The organism is Microbacterium sp. CBA3102 (assembly GCF_007954505.1).
Taxonomy (GTDB): domain Bacteria; phylum Actinomycetota; class Actinomycetes; order Actinomycetales; family Microbacteriaceae; genus Microbacterium; species Microbacterium aurugineum.
The window spans coordinates 3,497,130-3,514,136 of record NZ_CP042412.1 but is presented as its reverse complement, the minus strand read 5'-3'; the positions used below and the strand labels follow the sequence as shown (position 1 = coordinate 3,514,136).

Here is a 17,007-nt window from a genome sequence, read left to right as displayed (position 1 = left end):
GTATCGGTCCGATGCTGTGACCGCGCCGGACGCCGCCACCGACTGGCTCAACACCAACGAGCAGCTACAGCTCCGCCCCCACGTCAAGGAGGAAGTTGACCCAGGCGACCCCGGCCCCGGCGAGTGCTGCGGCGCCGAGGGCGACGAACAGGCCGGTGCGGGCTTTGGTCGTGGCCTGGTGGTTGCCGGAGGAGGAGGCGATCGCCCAGACGATCGCGCAGACGATCAGCATCAGCACTGCGATCACGAGGACGAACATCAGCAGCGCGCCGACGATGGAGCGCAGGTCGCTCGCGCCGCCGACACCTGAGAAGTCGGGGAACACGTCCATCAGAGCCCACCGCCTGCCGTGCAGGAGGCCAGGATGGCGTCGCCGCCGCTGATGCCTTCCGCACCGTGCTCGGTCAGCCATGCATCCCCGTCGACGGGTTCCGCGCCTCGCCCGCCGGGGTAGACCTCGAAGTGCAGGTGCGGGCCGGTGGACATCCCACTGGAGCCGACATCGCCGATGTGCTGCCCGGCGGTGACCATCTGCGCTTCGGTGACGTGGATGCCGTGCTGCCACATGTGCGCGTAGTACGTCGCGACCCGCTGCCCTTGGACGGTGTGCTCGATGACGATGAGCCCGCCGTATCCGCCGGAGAACTCCGCCAGCACGACGACACCGTCTGCGGCGGCGAGGATCGGGGTGCCGTCGGCGGCGGCGAAATCGCTGCCGGTGTGGAAGGAGCGTTCCCCGGTGATCGGGTGCGTGCGCCACCCGAACGGGCTGGTGCGCACCCAGGTTCCCTCCGGCAGGGGGAACACGATCCGGGTGGTCTCCGGCACCACCGGATCACCACCGACCCCGTTGCCGGTCGGCGCGGGGCGGGTGAGAGCGCTCAGGATCGCTTCGGCGACCGGCTGATAGTTCTGGTACCGGTCCGGGTACGCCGACACCTCGACCGCCTGGGCGGCCTCGCCGGGGTCCATGCTCTGCCAACCGGGGATGTCCAGCAGTCCGCGCGGTGAGGGGTAGTTGGGTCCGGTGGGTCCGCCGAAGAAGGCGCGTGCCTGGTAGTTCGGGTCCATCAGTTCGGCGACGGTACCCCACCCGGAGGCGGGGCGCATCTGGAACAGGCCGAGGGAGTCGTGGTCGGAGCCGTTGCCGTCGTTCGGGTAGTTCCCGGACTCGGGGTAGGCGCCCGTGTTCGCCAGCATCCGCAGATGCGACTCCGTGAGCGCGGCCATCAACGCGATCACGACGCCGGGACGGCCGACTCCGGCGGTCTGGGAACCGGTGGTGATGATCGTGGCGGCATGGGTGAGCTGTTGTCGGTTCAGCGTGACCGTCTCGCCGTTGCGAGTGGTGGCGGTCAGCGAGTCCGGGATCGGCCCCACGAGCAGCGACCCGGGCGCGCAGGCGGTCATCGCCGGATTCACCACGGCCGCGACCCCGACAAGGACGACAGAGGGTCCCAGGAACAGCAGGGCGACCGCGAGGGCGGCGAGCTTCTTCAACACGACGGTCACCTGCTCTCAGCGGAGGGGGCTGTCGAGTTGGGACAGGCGCAGCAGCTCACATCGCGTGCCGGTGATCCCACGGTTCGTGACCGTGGGGGTGCAGACGATGAACACAGTTAACGTCACCGGCCGGGACGCCTCCACCGGCTCGGTGCCCCAGGTGCCGTCCCGATGCCGGGTTCCCTCGATCGTGTAGGCGACGGCACCATCGGGAATCTGTCCCGGCGCGGCCTGTGCGACGGCGGTCTCCCACGCCGTCGGGATCACCGCAGTGTCGATAGTGAGCCATTGACGGGTCTGGTACTGGCGAAGCTGCGCCCACGCCTGCGGGTTCGGCAGGTAGGCGCGCACATCCCCCGCGAGGGCGTCCGCTTCCTCGTCGGCGGCGACATCGGCAAGCATCTGGGCGTAGTCCACCGCCTGGTAGCCGCTGGTGGTGTCCCAGGTGAACAGCGCCACCGCGACCGAGCGGGCGAACGCCTCCGGGCCACCTGTCTGCGGCACCGCGACCGGCCCCTGCCCGTCCGGCCCGGCCGGTGTCGAGGTCGCGGACGGGACCGGCGGCCCGGCGGGGGTGGTGTCGGTGCGGGATGCCGGGCCGCGCAGCAGCCCGTAGACGCCGACGCCCACCAGCAGGAGCAGCACCAGGCCACCGGCGATGGCAGCGATCAGCAGACGGCGACGACTACGATCGTCGGAAGCGGCGGGGTCCATAGGTCCTCCCAGGAGGCGACAGCGAGGAGTGGTCGCCAGGAAGGTGCACACACCCGTCCCAGAGCGCGGGTCAGGCGATGTGCTCGGCGCGCTCCGCCTCGGCCCGCGCGGCGCGGGCGGTGTCAGCGAACGCGACCGTCCCGGCGATGGTCTCCTCGAACCGGGACCATTGCTCCTCAGACAGTGCCGGGCCGACCTGTTCGGGGTCGTGGTGGAGCCACCAGCCGGCCATGTCGTCCCAGGTCGCGACGAACATGGTCAGCGGGAACGGCACCGCCTCACCCGCCTCCACGGCCGACAGTGCCGGCCGCTTCACGGGTTTGCGTCCCGTGGCCTTCGCGGCTTTGACGCGGGCGAGCGCGTCCTTCGCCAACTGCTCCAGCTCCACCGCCCGCGCTTCCCGCTCCACGGCGGCACGTACCTGCGCGGCCTCGGTGCGGGCCTGCTCGCGCGCCTCGTCCGGTTGGGCGGGGTCTGAGGCGAGCTGGTCGAGCTCGGCGAGGGAGAGTTCGGCGTTGACGCGCAAGTGGGCGGGGTAGACGCTCCCGCCGGCCTTGATCCGCTCGACCTCCGCCGCCGCGCGCTGCCGCACCGCCTCGGGCTGGGAGGGGTCGGCGGCGAGGTCTTCGAGGCGGCCGATGCGCTCCAGCGTGGTGTGGGAGTCGCGGCCGGTGACCATCAACGCGGCCTGCACCGCGGCCTCGCCGGGGGTGGTGTCCCACGGTGCCGTTAACTTAACGTCGCCGTCCTCTCCCGCATCGGCTGCGGTGTGGAATCGGGATGCTTCCTGCCTGCGGGCGGCGTCTTCGGCGAGCAGCGTCTTGAGTTCGCGGTAGAGGGCGGCGGCCTCGAACTGGGTCAGCGGCTTGTGCAGCAGGTTGTCGTCCTGCTCCGCCAGGAGCTGCCCGAGCCGGTCCGAGACCCCGGACCGCACCCACACATTCACCGTCTTCCACCCGAGCAGCTTGATCGCGGCGAGCCGTCGGGCTCCGCAGATCAGATGCCCATCGAGGGTGATGGTGATCGGCTGGAGAAGTCCGTTGCGGCGGATCGACTCGACCAGCGGGGCCAGGTCACCATAGTCCTGCCGGTGCCGGCGCCCGACACCGATGGAGTCCACGGCGCGCTCCAGCTCGATATGCCCGGCCGGCGGGGTACTCATGGCCGATCGGCCCCGGTGTCGGGGGCAGCGAGACCGGCGGTGAGGATGATGTCGTCGTCGCGTAGCAGCGCCCGCAACGGTTCCCGGTTCAGCAGCCGCACCAGCAGGCCACGGCCCGCGTTGGTGCGCGCCAGTGCCGGGTCGGGGTTGCCGAGCACGACCCGCAGCAGCGTCGTCCACGAGCTGCCGGGAAGGTCCAGGAGGGCGCGGGCCTGCCGGTCGCGGCGCAGCGTCTCGAACGCCGACGCCCGCGACGGCGCCTCCGCGAGCCGCCCGGTGATGTACTCCACCGCAGCCCTCGCGGTCGCAGGGTCCCATCCCACCCAGGACAGCAGCGCGATCGTGTCCTCCACCGCCGAGCCGACGTTCATCGTCCGCTCCAACCGCACCTCGTCGTCCTCGGCGGGCTCGTCGTCGGGGTCGTCGGCGAAGGGGTCGAACTGGAACGCGGGGTGGTAGTCGGGCAGCGGGTTCTCCCGATCGCTGAACCGCTCCGCGTCGTGGAACACCGAATAGCGTGGCCGGCGTGCCTGGTGCACCGAGCACAGCAGCCCGTTGCCACGTTCCTCCCCGATACAGGTCACCTGCACCGCCCGGGTCACCACCGCCCACGGGTCCTCCGCACGCCGGGTTGCAGCTCCCCGCATCGCCTCGAACGCCGCCGATGCCGCCTCCCACGGGTCAAGGCCGTGCTTCTTCGCGAGGGCGGCGTATTTGTCGGCCGCGTGCCGCATCAGCAAGGCTGCTTCCGGGTCGCGCCGCCACGCACCCTGCCCGGCCTCATGGAGCCTAGTGAGGAGGGCGCGCAGCGCCTCCGAGTCCTCGAACCGGGCCCGCTTTTCCTGACTGCCTGCCTGTGTCATTTCCGGCACCTCCTGCACAGCAGGTGCGCACGCATCCCCCACGGTCGTGCTCGCCAAATCACGGAGGACGCGCATGGCTCACCCCAACCCGATCCCGGACCGCGACACCCACGAGTGCCGCTCCGCCCCGACGCCTCGGCCGAACGCGGTCACCGGCGGCAGCCTCCGCGCCCGCTCGCTCACCACCCGCACACCCGACCGGGCCACGGTGCGAGTGCCGCGGTAGGCCTGGCCGGGGACGAGACGGGCGCGTCGGGCGAGCTCTGCCTGGAAATCGATGCCCTGCCCGGCGACCCTTCCCAGCCGGGCGGCCAGCAGATCGGAGGGACTCACCCACTCCACCCCCGACCGGCGCCGCCCTGTCGCCGCCTCCGCCGCTGTCTTCTTCGCGGCGGACGGGTCGCCGTGGCGGGCGAGCTCTGATACCTCGCTCCCATCGCCGGAACGGTCCAGCGTCTCCGGCGGCTCGGGATGCTCCCGGCGAAGTGCGGCGGGCTCTGGCAGCGACCTCGTGTGCGGGGCGACGGTGTCATTCATGGTGTCTCCTCACGGTCGGGGTCGGTCAGGGCGGGGCGAGCGAACCAGCGTCCGACCGTGGACGGATGCACGCCCAGGTGGCGGGCGATCTGCTTGTTCGACCACCCCTGCTCCTCCCGCAGCAGCACCGCCACCTCACGACCCGCGGGGCTCGGCGGCGCAGCAGCACCCGCCGTCTCCTGGTCGGACTCCGGTGACAACTCCGACGCGATCACGAGCCCTGGCCCTGGGGCGGGTCGGGTAAGGATGACGGTGAGATGGGTGATTGCCAGCAGCACCAGCGGCGGCACCGCCGCCACGCTCGCGGCCAGGACACCCGGCACGTCGGCGTCAGCGGCGACGACGGCATGGATGGCGTTCGCGGTCACCGACACCACGGCACCGGCGGCCAGCAGCGTCCACGGATACCAGGCCGAGCGTTGTCCTGCGAGGGCGACGACGGCGACGGTCGAGACGACGATGATGCCGTCAACGATCAGCGGCCAAGCCCACGCCTGCCCCTGCCCGACACCGGAACGAGCGGCAAGGTCTGCCAGCGCGGTGAACGACAGCCAGAACGCGCCAGCCGCGATGAACACCGTCCCCGCGATCGCCGTCACCGCCGCCCACCGCCGCCCCGCCCCGTTACGCATCACAACCCTCGACCATTCGGGGCCGTGCGGGCGGGAACCGCCCGACTGAACCAGCCATCGGCGGGCCGCTCCGGCGAGGCCTCGCGGCGGGCGGGGGTGGGATGGACGCTGCGGTAGGCGGAGCGGACGGTCGCAGTGATCTCCCTCGGCCCAAAATCCGACTTCGCCGCCGACAGCACCGCATCCAAAGCGTCAGCCATCGGGACGCCTGCCTCGGCAAGACGGCACGACGCCCAGAACAGTTTGAGGTTCCGGTCCGTGTCCTGCTGGCCCAGCCACCGCGCCAACCGCTCGGCATCCTCCACCCCCACCGGGTCCCACGAGGCGGGACGGGCGCGGGGCTCAGGACGAGGATCGAGGAAGTCCCGCAACGCCTTCCCGTCCACCGTCCTCACCGCACCGGCGCCGACCTCCGCGACCCGATACCAGGCAGTGGTGCCGTCGATGGTGCGTGCGGAGGGCGGGACGATGATGTAGCCGCCGTCGCCACGGAAATCGACCCCGGCCCGGCCCGCCTGCCACGACCGCTGCTCGACCCCCGACGTCGCCGGATAGTAGGCGTGCATCCCTCCCGTAGGCGTGCGCACCAGCACCTCCCACCCGCCGACCATCCCCGCACTGGCGGCACGGTCGAAACTGGCACGCCCATCGGCGGGGCCGTGAACATCCACGTCCACCACCACCAGCCCGGACGGAGCGCCGGTGGGGACGCCGATGTTCGCCGCCGGCCACCGCCGCCACCACGCCGAGACCTGGCCGGCGTCGGTGGTCGCGGCGTGGAAGCCGCGCTCAATGAGAGGACGCTTGCCGCTCGGCACGCACGGGAACACCGGCACCCCCGCGTCCGCGAACCGTCCCGCCGCCACCGGCAACGGCACCCCGGACACCTGGGCGAACAGCTCGGCCGGGCGCATCACAGGCCCCTCACCACGACATCCGCCGCACGCGCGCGTACCGGCTCCACCGGCGGCGCGACGCGCGCAGCCTGCGGGGCACGGTCAACGCGGGCCGCGTCACGAGTCAGGCCCGGCGGGTCACCGCCGCCGAGCTGCACGGTCGGGAGGGCGTCGAGGATCGCCCCGGCCGTCCTGCGCACCCGCTCGCCGGTAGCCTGCACCACCTCGGCCGGATCCTTGTCCTTCACCGTGCCCGCCCACCCCGAGACGTAGGGGATCGTGTAGGCGGTGGTGTCCATGCCGTGCGCGGCACCGATCATCAGCGCCACCGACTCCGCTTCCACCTCCCCGATCCCGCGATGGCCCGTGGCATCCGGGCGGTTCGGGCCATGCAGCTTCACGTGCGCGAGCTCGTGCGCGAGGGTCTTCACCTGAGCGGCAGCATCCATGTCAGTCCGCACCGCGACCGTCCGGTTCGAGTAGTCGGTCAAGCCGTTCGCGCCGTGAATCATCCCGGCGTGCTCGACCCGCAGCACCGAGAACCCCTCCGCCTCCACCAGACCCGCAAGCCCCTCCCACAGCCCCTCCGGCGCCTCGCCTTCCAGCAGCACCGGCGACGGACGCTCCGGGATCGGGTCACCCGCGGTCTGGGAGACATCCCACACATACGCCGGCTTCGCGCCGACCATCCGGGAGCGCACCGCCTCACCCGGCTTCGGCTTCTCGAACCTCCCGAGTCGCCGCCACGAGGCGGCATCCTGCGGTGTCGAAGATGCGAACCGGCCGGTGACCGGGGCGAAGATCATGTAGCCGGGCTGGCCCTTCTCCACCTGACGGCCCAGGGACTGCCACTGCTTGTACCCGGCGACATAGGTCGGCTCCGGTGAGGGCACCCGCCCTTGGTCGAAAGCATCGAGGTGCTGCGCCCAGATCAGCAGCGTGTTCCCGAAGCTCCTCGACCGGAACCTCGCGGCGAACTCCAGCGCCTGCTTCCAGTCGTCTCCGGTCGAGAGCTGACCGACCGCGACCGCCAGCCGCTCGTGCAGCGCATCGAGCTTCGCATCCCGTGCGGCACGCTGCTCCTCGGTTACCGCCATCGGCTTCCTCCTCCCGGCATGTCACACCGCGCACGGCGGGTGACCCCTGCGACCAGAAGGTGCGCCAAGGGCATCAGTGAGGAATCGAGACGGACGACGGACAAGAACAGTGAGCGACCGCCAGGTGCATCACTGAACCCGACGTATCAGCCCACCTCTACCCCAGAAGGACAGACCCTGGTGATCTGACCATCGGATCATGGTCGTTTCACCCGGACGCACGCGCGTTTACTCGGGGTGCAGTGGCAGAGGGGCCTTGCGGCTGATCCGGCGATACTCGCTCGGAGAGACCCCGACGCTACGGCGGAACTGACGAGCCGCGAAATCAGGATCGCCCCATCCCACCGACGCTGCGATGATCGAGATCGGCGAGTCGGTAGCTTTCAGCAGATGCGCCATCCGCTCAGCACGCAACATCGTCAGATATGCGATAGGCGACTTCCCGAACGCATCCGTGAATACCCGGCGCAGCTGCGAGGGAGACAGGTGCACCGCGTCAGCCAGCTCGGGCACTGACCAGTGGCGATCCATTTCAGCGGCGAAGAGATCGGCGACTCTCCGTGCCTCAGGGCGAAGGGGCCGAAACACACGATGCTGCGGGGCCGACGGTACGACCGTGCTCCGCTGAGTCGACGTGACCCGTTGGCCGGTGATAGCAAGATAGGGAACGATGACATCGAGGACAGCTGAGAGCAGAGCTTGCGCTCGATAGAAGTGCTCTGCGAATAGACCGTCAATGCTCAAGGCCGCGAGTTCATCCAGCCACGGCATCAGCAATCCGGCGCGGTCCTCACCGATCCGGACGATCTGCGCGGGCTCGGCATAGTTCGTTTCGAGGAAGCTACTAGCGTCAAGCCGATCCTTGAACTTTGCGGCGTGCTGCCAGAACACCTGATCGATCACATAGTCACGGTCGAGATACACGGTTGTCGTCGTTACCCAACCCTCAGGCTCAGCTCCGCAAAGGGTGTTGGCCGCGAGCACGATGACATCGCCGAGGCGGGCATTTTGACAGCCGAACTCGCTGAACAGCCGAGCACTCCCGGCCCGCACAATGATGAACTTCACATAGTCAAATGCGATCGGTTGGATCGGACGATAGTCGGTTCGTGTGCGGGTGACGATGGGTGAGAACTGGGTTCCGCTCCCTACAGAACGGCTGTCTTTCGAGGCAGAGAAGGCCCCTTGCACGCGGATGTCAAGACTGTTCCGATGTTGCTCGCTTGTAGGCGCGGGCGGCGGCAGCGGCAGGGAAGAACGAGACGATGACCCAGAGGAGAACCCAACCCACGGCCACTCCCAGAAGCACAGCGGCAGTGTTGCCGAACTCGGTAACGGTGAGTACGCCGGCCACGACACCGGCCCCAGTCGCCCCGAATCCACCGATGTACAGGTATGGGGCAGTCGCTTTGTGGACGGTGATCCAGGCGTTCTTGTCGTGCAGAGTGAGAGCGGTGCGGTAGCCGAAGATCCATTGCTGGCGAAGAGTTCCGCGCTGACTCGCTCGGGCCCACCACAGCACCAGCAGGCCGAGCAGGACCACGAGCACAGCACCGATGAATTGGGGCATGGTGACTCCTCCGTGGATATTGGAGAACCGTTGTGGCTTCCGATTCCACGTTACGAATCTCGGACAGTGCCAGGCCACCAACCACGGGTTGAATGATTCCTGCTGCCTGCGCATCCCAGAAGGAGTTTGGCGTGGCTACAGGCCGGTCGTGATACCCAGTCGATGAGCGAGGATGACCGCGTGTACACGGTCGCGGAGGCCGAGTTTGCCGAACACCTTATTGATGTGGCTCTTGACGGTTGCCGGCGAGAGAAAGAGCCGTGCGCTGATCTCCGCATTGGTCATACCTGTGGCGATCGCGAGGAACACGTCGTACTCGCGAGGGCTGAGAACATCGAGTGCGCTACGAGGTTCCTGCAACGGTCGCGCTTGTTCTGCGAGGGCGTGGTCGATGAGTTTGCGTGTGATGCGCGGTTCTACGACGGCGTCTCCCTGGTGGACGGTGCGGATCGCGTCGATGAGACGTTCGGGGGTGACGGTCTTGAGAAGAAAGGCGCTGGCGCCGGCTTCCAACGCGCCGAAAGCGTACTGATCGAGGTCGAAAGAGGTGAGGATGACAACCTTCGTGGCGGGATGCGTGGCGGTGATCTCGCGGGTCGCGGCGATTCCGCCGATGCCCGGCATGCGCACGTCCATCAGCACGACATCCGGCTGACGCTCCTCGCAGGTGGCAATCGCGTCCTCTCCCGAGGAGGCCTCGGCGACGACAGTCATATCTGACGCGCTCCCGACGACGAGAGAGTGCCCAAGCCGGGCAAGTTCTTGGTCATCCGCGATCAGGACGGTGATCATGGTTTTCGGCCCGTCTTCAAGATGGTGCGGGTCTCCCACCCGCGAGGTGAGCGGGGCCCCGCAGTGCTGGTGCCGTCGAACGCCGCGGCGCGTTCAGCGATTCCGATCAGGCCGCGGCCAGTGCCGACGCTCGGCGGCAGCGGAGTGGTGCCATCATCGGCGACGTCGATTGTGAGTAGACCGTGCTCGTGACGTATCGTGACGTCGACGCGGGTGGCTCCGACCGCGTATCGCAGAGCGTTCGCGAGTCCTTCCTGCACGATGCGGTGCATCGTGGTGACAAGGAGGGGATCGTTCGGGATCGGCGCACCGGACTGGGCGAGCGTGACGGGAAGGCCCGCTGCCCGGAACACTTCGATGCTCTCTTCGAGCCGAGGCAAGTCATACCCGGAGCGATGTAGAGCTTCGTCGAGTTCCGCGTCCGAGTTGCGGAGCATCCGAAGAGTGCGCTGCATGTCTTCCATCGCCGTGGCGCCGACCTGTGTGAGGTGCTCCAGCGCCTGCGCGGAACGTTCCGGATCGCTGGCGGAACCCGACCGTGCCCCGTTCGCGAGCGCAACCATGACGGTGAGCGCGTGCCCGACGATGTCGTGCATCTCGGCCGTGATCCGCGCTCTCTCCATGGCCCGGGCGTGGGAAAGCTGCTGTTCAAGAAGAGCGGCCTGTACGCGACGACGTTCCTGGATGTTCTGGATGACGATACCGGCCGCCAGTCCGATCAGAACGTACGGGTCGATGATGCTCGTCCCAAGCCCTACCGGGGGTGTCTCGCCGGAGACGGCGCCGGTGTGCAGGCTGAGCGCGATCTTCACACTCGTACCGATCAGCGGCACCCCGACGCCGATCAAGTAGCCGAGGACTCCCACCCCGAGCCGGCGACGACGAGCGGCTTCGTAGACAGCAACCGCGATCGCTACGGTGAACAGGCGGGGATCGGTAATGGCCGCCAGAAGTGCGACGAGGCTGACAACCAGGATCGGACGCCGTCCTCGCAACAGAAGCAGCGCACCGGCCGCGACCAGGGCAAAAGGTGCGTAGGGACCGTTCGGAGAATCGTTCAGAAGCGCGACGATGAGGAAGGGCACTGTCGCAAGGAGCGCCACGACACCGGTAACGACACGAGGGTGCGACGCCATCCACGCATGAACAGACGCGAAGGCAACACCCCGCGCAATGCCCGACTCGGAATCGTTCGCCTGTTCTCGCATACATCCTTCCTGCCGCACGTCAAGATGCACTTCGCCACGGATGAGTGCGTGTTCGTCTGTTCCTATTGTCACGCGTCACGGTAGCGGTAGACCAGCGCAGCCCCTACGACCGCGATGACCGCCCACCCACCAAGAACAAGCAACCCAGTTGCTGCGTCAAGGCCAGCAGGGTTCACCATCGCTGAGATCGCCGTGCGGCCCGCAACGCTGGGAAAGTACCCGGCGAGAGTGGCGATAGTGTCTCCGCCAACCCATTCCAAGACCGCTGGAACTATCGTGAACAAGGCGATCGGAGCAAGAACAGCTATCACGATGTTGCTGACCAGAACAGCGATTCCGTATGCGACCAACGCGATCCCCGCAAGGTATGCCCCTGAGCCAAGAGCAAGCCCGACCACATCACTAACGGGGGCGTGGTAAGTGACTTCGGTGCCGGTCAGCATGACCGATGGCAGCAGCAGGCCGGCCAGAGCGCCGACCGTACCGATCACGAAAACGACCGATGCGATGACTGCGGCTTTTGCCAATGCGACTGGAACTCTTTTCGGTGTTGCGAGAAAAGACACCCCCAGAAACCCACCGTTCTCAGACGTCGCGAAGAGCACCGCTATGACCGAGATAAGCAACTGGACCCACAACACGCTATCCACGAAGGCGGCCGGCTCCACAGAGGGAATCAAGAAGCTCGTGTCTGGATCTTCTGCCCGCTGCCGCAGCGAAACCGCGAGCAGCACGCCATTCAGCGGCACGAAGAGAAGGGCGATCGCTGCGAGCACCCGGTTCGACCGCAGCGTCCAGAACTTGATCCATTCACCCGCGAGCGCCCCCAGCGCCGGTTTCCCGGGAACGGTGGGAGGGCGAGAATCCCGAGTTTCAATCACAGCGATCGTCCTTCCTTCTCCATAGTCATGCGTCCGTAAGGCGGACGAAGACGGCCGCGCCGATCAATGCCGCCAACGCCCACAAGTCCGTGACGCCAAGCCCCGACCACGGTCCGAGAACTGATGACACTCCGTCCTGCTGCAGGATCAGTAGGCCCGCAGTTGACGGCAAGTACGCAGTGGCGTTTCTGATCCACTCGACCGGCACCGCCCCAAGCACCAACGGCGCGATGCCCAGCAACCCAACCATCGACAACAGCCCTGCAACCGTGTGGCGGACGATCGTGCCGACCGCCAAGCCGAGCACCGCCACCGCAGCCAGATACAGACCGGCCCCGAAGACGAGCTGCGCGCCGAAGTCAACTGAGATGCCAAAAGCGAGGTTGGTGTCAGCAAGCACCAGGGATGCCCCCGCAAGGGCCAGCACGCCACCTACTGCTCCGACAACCAAGCCGACAACTGCCATCAGCCCGGCCTTCGCTGCGAGCACAGGCACCCGTAGCGGCGTCGCCAAATAGGTTGGCTGAACTGTTTGCTGCGCATACTCAGAAGTCGCGAACACAGCAGCCGTGAGCGCAACGAGGAGTTGTGCACCCTGCAAACCTGCGAGCACTGCTCCAGGCTCCAACGCTCCGATCTGCGGCAACTCGTTCGACTGGATGATTCTTGCCCACGCCGACATGAGCCCGAACCCGACAAGCACGATGAGCGCTGATACAAAACTGACCATGTACGCCGGGAGCGAGCTCAGCTTCACCGTCTCTGAAGTAAACACACGGCCCAGCGTCGCCTTCGCGCCTCCTCGCGCGGTGACGGTTGGATGCGTAGCCACCGTCACTTGCCTGACCCTTCGTCAGCAGACGCACCGAACTCCACCGCATCCCGAGTGAGCTCGTTGTATGCGTCCTCGAGAGTTCGAGTGGCCTGTCCCATCTCGTAGATGACGATGCCTTCCTGCGCCGCACGCTCCGCGATCTGCTCCACCGCGACACCCTCGAACTCCACCACACCATGCTCGGAGGTAGTGGAGGTAACACCGGGGCCTTGGACCAGAGCAACCAGACGCGAAACGTCCGGAGTGCGGACACGAACCACAGGCTTCGTCGCGACAAGCTCAGCCAGCGGCTTATCTGCGATGATCTGGCCTTTGCCGATCACGACGATGTGATCGGCAATCAGCGACAATTCGCCCAGCAGATGCGACGACAGGAACACCGTCCGCCCCTCTGCCGCGAAACTCCGCAGAAGCTCCCTGATCCAGGTCACACCGTCGGGGTCCAACCCGTTTACCGGCTCATCCAAGATCAGCGTTTCCGGATCGCCAAGCAACGCCGCAGCGATGCCCAACCGCTGCCCCATGCCCAGCGAGAACCCGCCTACACGTTTCTTCGCCACCGACGTCAGACCCGCGATCTCGATCACCTCATCAATCCGCGAACGCGAGATGCCATGCGTTGCCGCAATCCAGCGGAGATGGTCATACGCGCGACGTGACCGATGCGCCGCCTTCGCATCCAGCAGCGTCCCAACCTCGCGAAGTGGCGCGCGAAGCTCCGCATAGCGACGCCCGCCGATCAGCGCGGAACCTGAAGTCGGATAGTCCAGCCCCACAATCGAGCGCAGCGTCGTTGACTTCCCAGCCCCATTCGGCCCAAGAAATCCCGTCACCTTGCCAGGCTTCACGTCAAACGAGACACCCTTCACCGCGTACGCGCTGCCATACCGCTTCGACAGGTCATTCACCGAGATTGTCACCGAAATCCCGTCCTTCCTCAGTTACGTCACGTCCACCTCTTCGACGCTACGAAGCAGAGCAAAGCCCACACCACCAACCCCGGGTTGAATCACTCAGACTTGAAGCAGAGAGGCAATGGCGTGCACAGCCTGCCTCGGCAGGACACCATTGCCGAGCGCGGTGAGCTGTTGATTCTTCGTGAGGTAGTACCTCGGATGGGTAACCCACCCCTGCGGCAGGCCCATGAGCCACTCCACGAACTCCGGCGCGGGTCGCGGACCGGCCTCACCGCTCAGAATCGCGGGCAACGGAGCGGCACGGCCAGTGATTTTCTCCCACAGGGCTACTGCTCGGGCGTATCGTCCCCAGCGTCGAAGAGCTCCCCGATCAACGTCCACAGGCTCTCCGGCTCCTCCGCCCGCGGGTAGCCGCTCGGCCCGTGGAGGGCGAGGTCGATGATCTGATGACTCAGCGCGATCGTGCCGCGCCGAGCTCTGACCTGCTGCAAGCTCTCGCCGCCCCGCGCGGCGTCTGAGGCCAGCGGCGTGCGGAACAGTGCGGTGGGCGAGGATGAAGACCCGGAACCTGGGGTGGGGTGCGCCGATGGCGGAAGCGGGTAGACCGAGCCATTGCGCGTCATACCGGAGGTCCACCAGGTCGCCGAGCACTGCTCCCGCTGCCCGAAGAGGTCGAGTTGCGGACTCTCCCAGATGCCACGGGTCGGGTTCCAGGTCGCTAGGGGTTGCACCGCCGGGGATTGCGGTGTCGGGGTTGCGTTGCTCATCGCCTTCTCCTTCCGCGGCCGCGCGGATCGCGGGTGCGGAGAGCAGCCCGCGGACGTTCTCGATGACGACCCACTCGGGTTGCAGCTTCTCGATCGCGGTTGCCATGTGCGCCCAGAGGCCGGAGCGGGTGCCGGGGGCGAGGCCGGCCATCTTCCCCACCGTCGAAACGTCCTGACACGGGAACCCTCCGCAGAGCACGTCGACCGTCTCGACCGCGTTCCAGTCGATGGCGGTGATGTCTCCGAGATTCGGCGCGTCGGGCCAGTGGTGGGCGAAGACACGGGCGACAGGTTCGTTGATTTCAGAGAACCAGACCGTGCGGGCGTCGAAGACTTCCTCGACGGCGAGGTCGAGGCCTCCATAGCCGGAGAACAGCGACCCGACACGCAGACGATGATCGTCTCTTGGCTGGTGCATGAGGACTCCGGCAAGTTCGCTATCCCTGGCCGTCGTCCACTCACGAACTCGGCACCAGGCTGGTCACCTGCCAGGTGCTCGCCGCGCATCCACACCCCTCCCGCGCCGGTCGCCCCGTCCATTGCCCGAACCATCCGCCCCGAGCTACCACGCGTCTTGCAGATCGAGGTCGAGCGCGTCGTGAAGGCCAGTCTGCGAACGGAGATAAGGTGCGATCATGGCGAAGCGGCGACCCAAGCGGCAGCCTCAGCGACCTGAGGACAGCGAGTGGCTAAGGCGTCTGGGCCGCATTTCGGATGTCGTTGATGCCTGGCGTAAGCGTGCAGAGAATCCGACATCGCCCGAGCCCGGTAGCTCGCTCGCAGCCGACTCAATCGACGGACTGAGCGTCGATAACCCGGTCTGGTACTCGATGTGCATCTCGTCCGAGCACCTGGATTTCGCAATCGATGCTATGCGGGCAACTAGCACGATGTACCCGACCGCCTACATGACCGTTGCGCGAACAGCGTTCGTGGCGGCGGTCAATGCAGTTTGGGTTCTTGCGCCGCCAACACGGCAAGAACGTCGTGCGCGCGCGCTCAGGCTCCGCGCTGACGACCTTCGCGTTCAGGTGACATCGTTCCGCGACATGCAGATTCCGGAGGGTAAGACCGAGAAAGCTCGTACGGGCCTTTTGGAGCAACTGCGTGATCGGCAGACAGATTTGCAGAGGGTTGCGACTGCACTCGGCGTGCAAGAGGACGTTACGAAGATTCGGTTCCACCAGACGGGAGCGATCGACTGGGTGGCGCAGCACATGCACGGCGTCGATGACGACCTTCTGATCGGGGCAACGCAGGCAATCTGGCGATCAGGTAGCGCCGCTGCCCACGCGCAGTACCACTTCGGCGTCATGCGACTCGACCGAAACGAGGTCGTGCACGAGGAGTCAGGCGGATCGATTGTGCGCCTCCGGGGTGATCTCGACAATGACGTGGGCCCCGCCATCGCAGCGGCGACTATGACCCTGAACGAAGCATTTCGGTTATACGATCTCCGGTCCGTAGCGCACGTTCGCCGCTGAGCGCGGCTCATCCTCCGAAGGAGCACGAGAGTGATCTGATAGGCCTACGCCTTGCAGCATGACGTGCTGGCAGACGCGCCGCCCACGAGGATTGCAGCCGCAACTGCCTGCCTATGCCGGCGCCAGTCTGAAACTTGCGCGTGCAATCCGAGCAGGTCCCTAGCGAGTTCGCGTGCACTGGTCTATCGCAGCGTCAACGCCGTCTCCGCAACCACGGAGGCCTTCGCCGCGCACGAAGTGTTGAAGACCTACTCCCGTGGTTGCGCTGGCGAAGAGCCTCGATGGAATCATCGCTCAGAGCGAACTTCTTCGGCACAGCGCCCTTGATCGCCTTGAGATGGCTTCCGACGACCTCGATGTCCTTGCCGATTCGCACGAGCGGATCGACGGGCAACTCGATGCGCTTCTCGATGTCGAGATCGAGGACGAACGTTCCGCGGAATGGTTCTGGAGACGCCGTTCCCGTGTACTCGGTTTCGACCTCCCAGCGGCGCGGAACCTCGGAGCCGCCATCGAACAACTCCGGCACGCGTCCGAGGAACCATATGTAGGTATTGCCGGGGTTGAGTGTTCGAAAGTGCACCTCTCCGTTGAAGGCCTTATTGATCTCAGCGAAGTGTTCACCCATCATCCCGGGGTTGAAGAACTTCTCCAGCGACGTAAACGGTGGACTCACGCTCAGTCGAACATCGCGTGCTGGACTCACGCCGATGTTTCGCACCGCGATGTAGAGCGTGCCCTTCACTGGTGCGCCGCGATCCTTCTGAACGAATCGATCGGCTTCCAGGGCAACCTGCACCCGGGGCCTAACGGCTTCGATGTTGACCTGGCGCGCCAACTCGTTCGATGCGATCAGTGCCTTGTTCGACTGATCCACCTGCCGAATCTGGTACCAAGCGAAGCCAAGCGCTACGAGAGCTGAAGCACCGAAAACCGCAGACCATTCTTCGGCGGTCGGCATGGCGGGGAACCTCCACCACGATCCCCATATCGCGACGCTGGCAAAGAACAGGCTGAACGCACCGACCACGACAGCAACAACTGTCAGGACGATGCGCGCGGCCGGGGTCTTCACCTTCGAAGTTTATCGGCGAGGGTTACGCGGTGTTTGCGATGCCCGTAGGCGGTACGCCGCGGACACCTACGAGT

The 17,007-nt window shown here is 66.6% G+C and carries 18 protein-coding genes and 2 pseudogenes; 1 reads left to right on the top strand and 19 read right to left on the bottom strand.

Annotation, left to right across the window (positions count from 1 at the left end; translation table 11 throughout):
* Positions 1 to 64: 64 nt before the first annotated feature.
* The 18 genes and pseudogenes from FGL91_RS16915 to FGL91_RS19175 all read right to left on the bottom strand — a co-directional run.
* Positions 65 to 331, bottom strand: coding sequence for a DUF6112 family protein (locus FGL91_RS16915; RefSeq protein WP_153244426.1), 267 nt, complete (start codon positions 329 to 331; stop codon positions 65 to 67).
* Between the two features lie 50 nt (positions 332 to 381).
* Positions 382 to 1,503: pseudogene (locus tag FGL91_RS16910) on the bottom strand (M23 family metallopeptidase); the annotation flags it as partial.
* Positions 1,504 to 1,518: 15 nt separating this feature from the next.
* Entirely contained in the window at positions 1,519 to 2,217 is a 699-nt protein-coding gene (locus tag FGL91_RS16905; protein WP_153244425.1) for a hypothetical protein, read from the bottom strand.
* Positions 2,218 to 2,287: 70 nt separating this feature from the next.
* The gene (locus FGL91_RS16900) at positions 2,288 to 3,379 is read right to left on the bottom strand and encodes a ParB N-terminal domain-containing protein (protein ID WP_153244424.1); all 1,092 of its coding nucleotides are present in this window, start codon (positions 3,377 to 3,379) and stop codon (positions 2,288 to 2,290) included.
* Complete coding sequence (locus FGL91_RS16895) at positions 3,376 to 4,242, bottom strand: hypothetical protein (protein WP_153244423.1); 867 nt, start codon at positions 4,240 to 4,242, stop codon at positions 3,376 to 3,378. The genes FGL91_RS16900 and FGL91_RS16895 overlap by 4 nt, the downstream gene beginning before the upstream one ends.
* A gap of 78 nt (positions 4,243 to 4,320) precedes the next feature.
* Positions 4,321 to 4,779, bottom strand: coding sequence for a hypothetical protein (locus tag FGL91_RS16890; RefSeq protein WP_153244422.1), 459 nt, complete (start codon positions 4,777 to 4,779; stop codon positions 4,321 to 4,323).
* Complete coding sequence (locus FGL91_RS16885; protein WP_153244421.1) at positions 4,776 to 5,411, bottom strand: DUF2637 domain-containing protein; 636 nt, start codon at positions 5,409 to 5,411, stop codon at positions 4,776 to 4,778. Before FGL91_RS16885 ends, FGL91_RS16890 begins: the two co-directional genes overlap by 4 nt.
* Positions 5,411 to 6,325, bottom strand: coding sequence for a bifunctional DNA primase/polymerase (locus tag FGL91_RS16880; protein ID WP_153244778.1), 915 nt, complete (start codon positions 6,323 to 6,325; stop codon positions 5,411 to 5,413). Before FGL91_RS16880 ends, FGL91_RS16885 begins: the two co-directional genes overlap by 1 nt.
* Complete coding sequence (locus FGL91_RS16875; RefSeq protein WP_153244420.1) at positions 6,325 to 7,404, bottom strand: ArdC-like ssDNA-binding domain-containing protein; 1,080 nt, start codon at positions 7,402 to 7,404, stop codon at positions 6,325 to 6,327. The genes FGL91_RS16880 and FGL91_RS16875 overlap by 1 nt, the downstream gene beginning before the upstream one ends.
* A gap of 228 nt (positions 7,405 to 7,632) precedes the next feature.
* The gene (locus FGL91_RS16870; RefSeq protein ID WP_227991696.1) at positions 7,633 to 8,472 is read right to left on the bottom strand and encodes a helix-turn-helix domain-containing protein; all 840 of its coding nucleotides are present in this window, start codon (positions 8,470 to 8,472) and stop codon (positions 7,633 to 7,635) included.
* A 130-nt stretch (positions 8,473 to 8,602) separates the two neighbouring features.
* A complete protein-coding gene (locus FGL91_RS16865; RefSeq protein ID WP_194239262.1) occupies positions 8,603 to 8,974 on the bottom strand; it encodes an SdpI family protein in 372 nt (123 codons plus the stop codon).
* A 135-nt stretch (positions 8,975 to 9,109) separates the two neighbouring features.
* The gene (locus FGL91_RS16860) at positions 9,110 to 9,805 is read right to left on the bottom strand and encodes a response regulator transcription factor (protein ID WP_322619399.1); all 696 of its coding nucleotides are present in this window, start codon (positions 9,803 to 9,805) and stop codon (positions 9,110 to 9,112) included.
* Positions 9,763 to 10,974 carry a sensor histidine kinase gene (locus FGL91_RS16855; RefSeq protein ID WP_153244418.1) on the bottom strand — a complete coding sequence of 404 codons (1,212 nt, stop codon included), beginning with the start codon at positions 10,972 to 10,974 and terminating at the stop codon, positions 9,763 to 9,765. Before FGL91_RS16855 ends, FGL91_RS16860 begins: the two co-directional genes overlap by 43 nt.
* 68 nt (positions 10,975 to 11,042) lie before the next feature.
* Complete coding sequence (locus FGL91_RS16850; protein WP_153244417.1) at positions 11,043 to 11,855, bottom strand: hypothetical protein; 813 nt, start codon at positions 11,853 to 11,855, stop codon at positions 11,043 to 11,045.
* Between the two features lie 25 nt (positions 11,856 to 11,880).
* Entirely contained in the window at positions 11,881 to 12,693 is an 813-nt protein-coding gene (locus FGL91_RS16845) for a hypothetical protein (protein ID WP_153244416.1), read from the bottom strand.
* Positions 12,690 to 13,610, bottom strand: a complete 921-nt coding sequence (locus FGL91_RS16840; protein WP_227991694.1) for an ABC transporter ATP-binding protein — start codon at positions 13,608 to 13,610, stop codon at positions 12,690 to 12,692. Before FGL91_RS16840 ends, FGL91_RS16845 begins: the two co-directional genes overlap by 4 nt.
* Positions 13,611 to 13,933: 323 nt before the next feature.
* Positions 13,934 to 14,374 carry a hypothetical protein gene (locus tag FGL91_RS19180; RefSeq protein ID WP_227992094.1) on the bottom strand — a complete coding sequence of 147 codons (441 nt, stop codon included), beginning with the start codon at positions 14,372 to 14,374 and terminating at the stop codon, positions 13,934 to 13,936.
* Between the two features lie 46 nt (positions 14,375 to 14,420).
* A pseudogene (locus tag FGL91_RS19175) lies at positions 14,421 to 14,792 on the bottom strand (DNA cytosine methyltransferase); the annotation flags it as partial.
* A gap of 217 nt (positions 14,793 to 15,009) precedes the next feature.
* Between FGL91_RS19175 and FGL91_RS16830 the strand changes: the two are divergent.
* Entirely contained in the window at positions 15,010 to 15,858 is an 849-nt protein-coding gene (locus FGL91_RS16830; protein WP_153244414.1) for a hypothetical protein, read from the top strand.
* A gap of 193 nt (positions 15,859 to 16,051) precedes the next feature.
* Here FGL91_RS16830 and FGL91_RS16825 read toward each other — a convergent pair whose 3' ends face one another.
* Positions 16,052 to 16,933 (bottom strand): hypothetical protein, encoded by an 882-nt coding sequence (locus FGL91_RS16825; RefSeq protein WP_153244413.1) that lies wholly within the window; start codon positions 16,931 to 16,933, stop codon positions 16,052 to 16,054.
* Between the last annotated feature and the right edge of the window lie 74 nt (positions 16,934 to 17,007).